Below are 922 nucleotides of genomic sequence, written 5' to 3' on the forward strand. Positions count from 1 at the left end.
TTCGAAGCCGGTGACCTTAACGTCTATCGCTATGTCTGGAACTCGCCCGCCAATTGGACGGATCCAAGTGGAATGAGTGCCTCGGCCGAGTATGGTGCGACCGCGAGCATCGCAACTCGGTCGATGACGTCGATGGCGCTGGTCGGCAACCGTGTGAGCTGCATCTTCTTCGGTATCGCCGGGGTGCTGGATGCGATTAACACCGCGCAACAGGATGGTTTCACCGTCGAGAATGTCGCCATGTATACGGTGGAGGCAGGATTATGGGCGCTGGAGTGCGGTGCAAAGGTTAAGGCGAAGAAGGCTCCCAAGAGCTGCAAGCTCCAGGATGCCGCAAGCATGTTCATAACGAGCAGCGGCACACCGGCAAATCTACGCTTCATGAACTCGTTCGTTGAAGGAACGAAGGTTCTGACCAAGGAAGGCTACAAGCCGATAGAGGCCGTTCGGGTTGGCGATCTGGTAGCATCGGTCGATGAAAAGACAGGTGGGGAGGTTTACCGCAAGGTTGTTTCGACCTTTAACCGTCAGGCGCCGGGAACGCTTTCGCTGATACTGGAAGACGCAGCGGGTAATCGCGAGGTCATCGAAACGACGCCGGAGCATCCGTTCCACACGCAGGGCTGGGACGGTAAGGTCGAGACGCTGGTCGCTGCGCTGGACGGCGATGCTGCGGCGGCCACGGTTGCGCCGGCCCGTTTGTTCCCATCCAGCGGCAAGACGCCGTTTGGGGAATGGGTGAAGGCTGGTGCCCTGAAGCAGGGTGATTCTGTCTCGACGTCTGCTTCAATGGTAAAAACCGCGATCGCCAACGGTGGTGAAATGCTCAAAGCGGCCAACGACAACGGCTCGCTGACGGTTGCTGAAATTGTCCGCGGAAATCGCACCGCTCGCGTCTACAATTTCGAAGTTGAATCCAGAG

The 922-nt window shown here is 58.0% G+C and carries 1 protein-coding gene; it reads left to right on the plus strand.

Features of this window, described 5'->3' with window-relative positions; translation table 11 throughout:
- A partial coding sequence (locus tag DOU54_RS19905) for a polymorphic toxin-type HINT domain-containing protein (protein ID WP_210206217.1) occupies positions 1-922 on the plus strand: 922 nt, incomplete at both ends.

This window comes from Agrobacterium sp. MS2 (assembly GCF_003261015.1).
Lineage (GTDB): Bacteria > Pseudomonadota > Alphaproteobacteria > Rhizobiales > Rhizobiaceae > Agrobacterium > Agrobacterium pusense.